Source organism: Tardiphaga sp. (assembly GCF_028290785.1).
In the GTDB taxonomy this organism is placed as follows: Bacteria; Pseudomonadota; Alphaproteobacteria; order Rhizobiales; family Xanthobacteraceae; genus Tardiphaga.
On the sequence record NZ_JAQGJD010000233.1, the window covers coordinates 25,864 to 32,335 of the forward strand.

The window sequence follows — 6,472 nt, forward strand, 5'->3', positions numbered from 1 at the left end:
CATGACCATCGACGTTGCCCCGCCCCCGATGCCAAAGAACGCCATCGCCGCCGTCCGGGCGTTCAACCGGTTTTACACCCGCAAGCTTGGCGTGCTCGAGCCAAACCTGCTCGACAGCCCCTACTCGCTGACCGAAGCCCGGGTGCTGTACGAACTCGCGCACCGCGACGATCTGTCGGCAAAAGCGATCGCCACCGACCTCGGCCTCAATCCCGGCTACCTCAGCCGCATCGTGCAGAATTTCCACGACAAGGGGCTGATCACCCGCACGGTCTCGAAGGAGGATCGCCGGCAATACCGGCTCGGCCTGACCGCCAAGGGCCGCCTCGCCTTCGGCCGGCTCAACCGCAGCTCGCACGACAACGTCGCCGCGCTGCTGGCCGAACTGCCGTTCGCCGACCACACGCGCGTGGTGCAGGCGATGGCGACGATCCGGCGCCTGCTCGATCCCGCGGAAAGCCGGCCGCGCGTGGTGACGCTGCGGCAACATCGGCCGGGCGACATCGGCTGGGTGATCGCGCGGCACGGCGCGGTCTACGCCGAGGAATATGGCTGGGACAGCAGCTTCGAGGCGCTGGTCGCCGAGATCGCCGCCAAATTCATTCGCAACTACGATGCCGCGCGAGAGTGCTGCCTGATCGCGGAAACCGACGGCGCGCCGGCCGGCTCGATCTTTCTGGTCAAGGCGTCCGATGACGTTGCCCAGATCCGGATGCTGGTGGTGGAGCGCCACGCCCGCGGACTCGGCGTCGGCCGCGCGCTGGTCGAGCAAGCCATCCGCTTTGCTCGGCAGGTCGGCTACCGCTCGATCACGCTATCGACCCACAGCATTCTCGTCGCCGCGCGCGGCATCTACCAGCGCGCCGGATTCGAGCTGGTGGCCAGCGAGCCGCACCACAGTTTTGGCGCGGATCTGGTGGCGGAGACCTGGGAGATGAAGCTGTAGGGTGGGTTGAGCCCTTCGCGAAACCCACCGGCAGAGGGTGGTGGGTTTCGCAACGGCTCAACCCACCCTACGACCTCAGCTACTTCGCCTTGCCGCGCCGCAGATGCTCATCGAGCCGCGGCATGATTTCCACGAAATTGCACGGCTTCGTGCGGTAATCGAGTTGCGCCGCGAGAATGCCGTCCCAGCCGTCGCGGCAGGCGCCGGGCGAGCCCGGCAGGCAGAAGATGAACGTCGCGCGGGCGGTGCCCGCGGTGGCGCGGCTCTGGATCGTCGAGGTGCCGATCTTGGCGTGGCTGAGCATGTGGAAGGCGATCGAAAAGCCGTCCATGCGCTTCTCGAACAACGGCTCGATCGCTTCCGGCGTAACGTCGCGGCCGGTGAAGCCGGTGCCGCCGGTGGTGATGATCGCATCGATGCCGGGGTCGGCGATCCACTTTCGGACGATGACGCGAATCGCTTCCACGTCGTCGGTGACAATGTCGCGCGCGGCGAGGTGGTGGCCGGCCGCGGTGAGCCTGTCGGCGAGCGTGGTGCCGGACTTGTCGTCGGCCAGCACGCGGGTGTCGGACACGGTGAGCACCGCGATGTTCAGCGGCACGAAGGCTTTGGTGTCGTCAGTGGATGACATGGTGGCTCTCTCGTTCACGCCGAACTCTTGTGTGCCGGACGCACTGCGCCCCCTCAGCCGTCATTGCGAGGAGCTTTTGCGACGAAGCAATCCAGTCTGCTTTCGCTTAGGCTCTGGATTGCCGCGTCGCTGCGCTCCTCGCAATGACGGCTGAGGGGTCCGCGCTCTAACGCTACGGCCGATCCACCGCAAACGTATTACACGCCTGCACGGTGCCCTGCTGGTACCCCGTCATGAACCAGCGCTTGCGCTGCTCGGCCGAGCCGTGGGTGAAGGAATCCGGCACCACGCGGCCCTGCGCCTGGCGCTGCAGCGTGTCGTCGCCGATCGCCGAGGCGGTCTGCAGCGCGGCGTCGATGTCGCCGGCTTCGAGGAAGCCCGGTCGCTTCTTCTCTTCGCGGTTGACCCAGACGCCGGACAGGCAGTCGGCCTGCAGCTCGACCTTGACCTGCAGCGCGTTGGCCGCCGCCTTGCTGCCGGCCTGCTCCTGCAGCCGCGTCACGCGCGGCAGGATGCCGAGCAGGTTCTGGATGTGGTGGCCGGCCTCATGGGCGATGATATAGGCCGCGGTGAACTTGCACGCATTGCCCGAGCAGCCGTGAAAGCGCGTCTCGACCTGGCGGAAGAAGCCGGTGTCGAGAAATATCTGCTTGTCCGGCGGGCAGTAGAACGGCCCCATCGCCGACTGCGCCATGCCGCAACGGCCGCCATTGGTGGCGTTCTTGAACAGCACGATGCGCGGACCTGAATAGCTCTGGCCGCTGTCCTTGAAAATCTCGGTCCAGCGATCGTCGATCTCGCCGAGCACGCCGGAAATCATGCTGCCCATCTCGTCGGTCGGCGCGCCGCCTTTCGATGGCGCGGACCGCCTGTCGGTCTGATAGGTCGGCGCCTGCTGCTGGCCGCCGGTGAGAATCTCGGCGCCGCCGATCAGGATGCGCGGATCGATGCCGAACGCCCAGCCGACCAGGCCGAGCACGATCACCGTGCCGATGCCGAGCCCGCCGCCGCCCATCGGCAGGCCAAACCCGCCACCACCCCCTCCGCCACCTTCGTCGTCACGACGGTCGTCGATATTGTCGCTGCGACGGAAGTCATCGTAACGCATGGGGGCTGTCCTCTATTTCGTCGTCGCATTTCATTCGTGGCGGGTCGTTCATGACGGAGCGAGCACCGACCCTAACGCGGCAATCGCGGAAAATTTCCATCGCATTAAGCATTAAACTGCCCGGCAAATCTTGCCTAGCATGAACGCTCAAGAACTCGATTGCAATTAAGTCGATTTTTACTTTGCGCCGTCATGTTGTGGACAGTCGGTTTGTTAGTCCCGCGTCGCCGACAGCGTCGCCTGAGTCAGAGTACTTGAGTCATGGTTGTTTCGCTTCGCGGGGCGTCTGCAAGGGCGCCCCGCATTAAATTCGAATCCGGCCCGACCTCCAGCATCGTCATTGGAGATTGCGTCGCCGAGATGTCAAAGTTGCCGGCCGCTTCGGTCGATCTGGTGTTCGCAGATCCGCCGTACAACCTGCAACTGAAGGGCGACCTCAAGCGCCCCGACGAATCCCATGTCGATGCGGTCACCGACGACTGGGACAAGTTCTCGTCGTTCGCCGCCTATGACGATTTCACCCGCGCCTGGCTCCTGGCCGCGCGCCGGATCATGAAACCGTCGGCGACCCTGTGGGTGATCGGCTCCTACCACAATATCTTTCGCGTCGGCTCGATCATGCAGGACCTCGGCTTCTGGGTGCTGAACGACATCGTGTGGCGCAAGTCGAACCCGATGCCGAATTTCCGCGGCCGCCGCTTCACCAATGCGCACGAGACCATGATCTGGGCCGCGCGCGACGAGAATGCCAAGGGCTATACCTTCAACTACGAAGCGCTGAAGGCCGCCAACGAGGACGTCCAGGCGCGCTCCGACTGGCTGATCCCGCTGTGCACCGGCGAAGAACGGCTGAAGGGCGCCGACGGCAAGAAGGTGCACCCGACGCAGAAGCCGGAAGGCCTGCTCGCCCGCGTGCTGCTGTCGTCGTCGAAGCCCGGCGATCTCGTGATCGATCCGTTCAACGGCACCGGCACCACCGGCGCCGTCGCCAAACGCCTCGGTCGCAACTATATCGGCTTCGAACGCGACCGCGACTACGCGGCTGCGGCCGAAGCGCGCATCGCCGCGATCGAGCCGCTGCCGGAAGCCACGCTGGCGCCGTTCATGACCGCCCGCTCGGCCCCCCGCGTCGCGTTCTCCGAACTGATCGAGCGCGGCATGATCTCGCCCGGCACCAAGCTAGTCGATCTGAAGAAGCGCCACGGCGCTTTGGTGCGCGCCGACGGCGCCATCATGCTCGGCGACAAGGTCGGCTCGATCCACCGCATGGGCGCGGTGGCGCAGGGCTCGGCCGCCTGCAACGGCTGGACGTTCTGGCACGTCGAGACCAAGAAGGGCCTCCGCCTGATCGACGAATTGCGCGCCGAAATCCGCAGCGGGATGGGCGCGGTTTAAGATCGATGTAGGGTGGGCAAAGGCGCACCTGCGCCGTGCCCACCAACTTCATCTCCGAACACCAATGGTGGGCACGCCCCGCAGCGCTCCGCGCGTCGAGCTGGTCGCCTTCGTGCCGCGCCGCCTGATCGCCGCGCTGGCCGGGCCGCTATCACTCGCAACCATCGCGCCGCCGCTCGATCCCGGCATCGACGAACAGTTCATGTTCACGCCCACGCGGGCGCAGTTCGATCCCGGATCGATCTGGCTGCGGCGGATGATGCTTGAAGTGGGCCGTGGGTTGGATGGGAAGAAGCGTCAAATGCAGAAATCGTAGGGTGGGCAAAGGCGCACTTGCGCCGTGCCCCCCACCAATTTCAATGGCCTCGCACATCCATCTTCCTTCTCCCCTTGTGGGAGAAGGTGGCACGGACGAAGTCCGTGACGGATGAGGGGTAGTCGCGGGGCTCGGAGCTTGCGGCTACCCCTCACCCGGCCGCGCTATCGCGCGGCCACCCTCTCCCACCTTGCAAAGCGCAGCTTTGCTCGGGGGAGAGAGAAGAAAGGGTCACGCCGCCTTGTTGCCGGCCTGATCGACCAGGTTCTGCCGGGCTTCGCCGAGGTAGCTGCGAATTTCCTTGGTCAACAGCCCGGACTGCGACGACAGGTCGCCGGACGCCACCATGGTCGAGGTCGCCAGTTGCTCAGTGTCCTTGGCGGTCGCCGCCAGCGACTGGATGTTGGTGGAAATCTCGCGCACCACCGCAAACGCCTCATCGACGTTGCGGGCGATGTCGGCGGTGGCCGCCGACTGCGCTTCCGAGGCGCCGGCGACCTTGCCGGTGATCTCGTTCACTTCCGCGATCACGGTGCCGATCTCGGTGATCGACTCGCTGACCTTGTCGGTGGCCGATTGCACCTGGCCGATCTGGGCCTCGATCTCGGCGGTGAAATTGGCGGTCTGGGTGGCCAGCGATTTCACCTCGTGCGCCACCACGGCAAAGCCGCGGCCGGCCTCGCCCGCGCGCGCCGCCTCGATGGTGGCGTTGAGCGCCAGCAGGTTGGTCTGGCTGGCGATCACATTGATCGACTTGACGACTTCGCTGATCCGCACCGCGACGCTGCGAAGCACATCGACATGGCCGGCGGCATCCGCGACCCGCTCTACTGCACGGCCGGCGATCACCGCGGAACGGTTGACGTCGGCGCCGACTTCGCCGGCGCTGGACGACAGCCGCGCCGTGGCGGAGGCCACCGATTGCATGTTGGCGGCGGCCTGTTCCGACGCCGCGGCCACCGAGGTGACGCGCTGCAGCGTGGATGACGCGCCGGAGCGCAGGTTGCCCGCGGTGCCGCTCATCTCGGTGGCGCCGCTGTCCAGCGCCGAGACGATGGCGTTGACGGTGGTTTCCAGCTCGGCGGTCTGGCGCTCGAATTGCCCGATCCGCCTGGCGATGCTGGTGGTGGCGTCGTTGATGACGCCCGCGCCGTGTAGCAGGCCGCCATGCAGCCCGCCCGGCAGAATCCGGCGATAATACTTGTTGTGATGCACGGCGGTCATCGCCGCGGTGGCCTCGCGCACGAAGGCGTCGCAGCCGTCGATCATGTCGTTGACGGTGTGCAGCAGTTCGCCCATCACGCCGCCGGTCGGAATGGCCAGGATGCGCGCCTCGAAATCGCCCATGGCGATGCGGCGGCAGGCATCGCGCGCCTTTTCGACCAGCGCCGCGGCGCGCGCCATCCACCACAGCGACAGGCCGGCGGCGGCAATCACCATTGCCTGCAGTACCATCGCCGTGATCGTCATGCCGGCCAGTTGCAGCGCCAGCGCGGCGACCGAACCGAGGACGATGAGCAGCGTGCTAAGCTGCGCTCTTGAGAGAAAACATAAGTTCGTCATAGCTGACTTTCTGGGAGGCCACGAAATCCGTGAGAGCTTTGTGTCCGGCGGCAACCGCTTCCTTGCCGTTGACGTGGCGGCGCTCGATGGCGAGCACCTCGGCATAGAGCGGCGCGATGGTCTTCTTGATGATGTCGGCGGCCGGCGCGCGACGATTGGAGTGATAGCCGGCGATCTTGCCGTCGGCGCCGATCGACGGCGTGACGTGGGCGAACACCCAGTAATGGTCGCCGTTGCTGGCCATGTTCTTCACATAGGCGAAGATTTCGCGGCGGTCCTCGATGGTGTCCCACAGCAGCTTGAAGACGCTGCGCGGCATGTCGGGATGCCTGACAATGCTGTGCTGCTGGCCGATCACCTGCGCTTCGGTATAGCCGGCGATGCTGCAGAACAGCCGGTTGACATAGGTCAGCCGGCCCTTCAGGTCGGTTTTCGAGACGATCAGTTCGGAAGCCGGAAAGAACACCTCACGGCCGCTTGGCTTGATGGAATGGGACATCGTTGACCTGTCGG

Annotated in this window: 6 protein-coding genes and 1 pseudogene; 3 read left to right on the forward strand and 4 right to left on the reverse strand. The window is 65.6% G+C overall.

Features of this window, described 5'->3' with window-relative positions; all coding sequences use genetic code 11:
- Position 1 precedes the first annotated feature (1 nt).
- Entirely contained in the window at positions 2-946 is a 945-nt protein-coding gene (locus JWR89_RS14375; RefSeq protein WP_299717286.1) for a helix-turn-helix domain-containing GNAT family N-acetyltransferase, read from the forward strand.
- 79 nt (positions 947-1,025) lie between these two features.
- On the opposite strand, the gene moaB is transcribed toward JWR89_RS14375, so the two are convergent.
- On the reverse strand, positions 1,026-1,577 hold the full coding sequence (gene moaB, locus JWR89_RS14380) for a molybdenum cofactor biosynthesis protein B (RefSeq protein ID WP_299717288.1): 552 nt from the start codon (positions 1,575-1,577) through the stop codon (positions 1,026-1,028).
- A 172-nt stretch (positions 1,578-1,749) separates the two neighbouring features.
- Positions 1,750-2,685: a neutral zinc metallopeptidase gene (locus tag JWR89_RS14385; RefSeq protein ID WP_299717290.1), complete on the reverse strand. Its 936-nt coding sequence runs from the start codon at positions 2,683-2,685 to the stop codon at positions 1,750-1,752.
- 261 nt (positions 2,686-2,946) lie between these two features.
- On the opposite strand from JWR89_RS14385, the gene JWR89_RS14390 reads away from it, so the two are divergent.
- Together JWR89_RS14390 and JWR89_RS14395 are read left to right on the forward strand one after the other, a co-directional pair.
- Complete coding sequence (locus JWR89_RS14390) at positions 2,947-4,080, forward strand: site-specific DNA-methyltransferase (RefSeq protein WP_299717292.1); 1,134 nt, start codon at positions 2,947-2,949, stop codon at positions 4,078-4,080.
- Between the two features lie 85 nt (positions 4,081-4,165).
- Positions 4,166-4,396, forward strand: a pseudogene (locus JWR89_RS14395) (LysR family transcriptional regulator); the annotation flags it as partial.
- Between the two features lie 231 nt (positions 4,397-4,627).
- Here the strand turns inward: JWR89_RS14395 and JWR89_RS14400 are convergent.
- Together JWR89_RS14400 and JWR89_RS14405 are read right to left on the reverse strand one after the other, a co-directional pair.
- Positions 4,628-5,959, reverse strand: a complete 1,332-nt coding sequence (locus JWR89_RS14400; protein WP_299717294.1) for a methyl-accepting chemotaxis protein — start codon at positions 5,957-5,959, stop codon at positions 4,628-4,630.
- Complete coding sequence (locus tag JWR89_RS14405) at positions 5,922-6,458, reverse strand: PAS domain-containing protein (protein WP_299717302.1); 537 nt, start codon at positions 6,456-6,458, stop codon at positions 5,922-5,924. Before JWR89_RS14405 ends, JWR89_RS14400 begins: the two co-directional genes overlap by 38 nt.
- Positions 6,459-6,472: the final 14 nt, after the last annotated feature.

Bases quoted from the DNA above. Each gene is read 5' to 3' on its own strand.
- JWR89_RS14375 (WP_299717286.1), top strand. From the start codon at position 2: ATGACCATCGACGTTGCCCCGCCCCCGATGCCAAAGAACGCCATCGCC.
- moaB (WP_299717288.1), bottom strand. From the start codon at position 1,577: ATGTCATCCACTGACGACACCAAAGCCTTCGTGCCGCTGAACATCGCG.
- JWR89_RS14385 (WP_299717290.1), bottom strand. From the start codon at position 2,685: ATGCGTTACGATGACTTCCGTCGCAGCGACAATATCGACGACCGTCGT.
- JWR89_RS14390 (WP_299717292.1), top strand. From the start codon at position 2,947: ATGGTTGTTTCGCTTCGCGGGGCGTCTGCAAGGGCGCCCCGCATTAAA.
- JWR89_RS14400 (WP_299717294.1), bottom strand. From the start codon at position 5,959: ATGACGAACTTATGTTTTCTCTCAAGAGCGCAGCTTAGCACGCTGCTC.
- JWR89_RS14405 (WP_299717302.1), bottom strand. From the start codon at position 6,458: ATGTCCCATTCCATCAAGCCAAGCGGCCGTGAGGTGTTCTTTCCGGCT.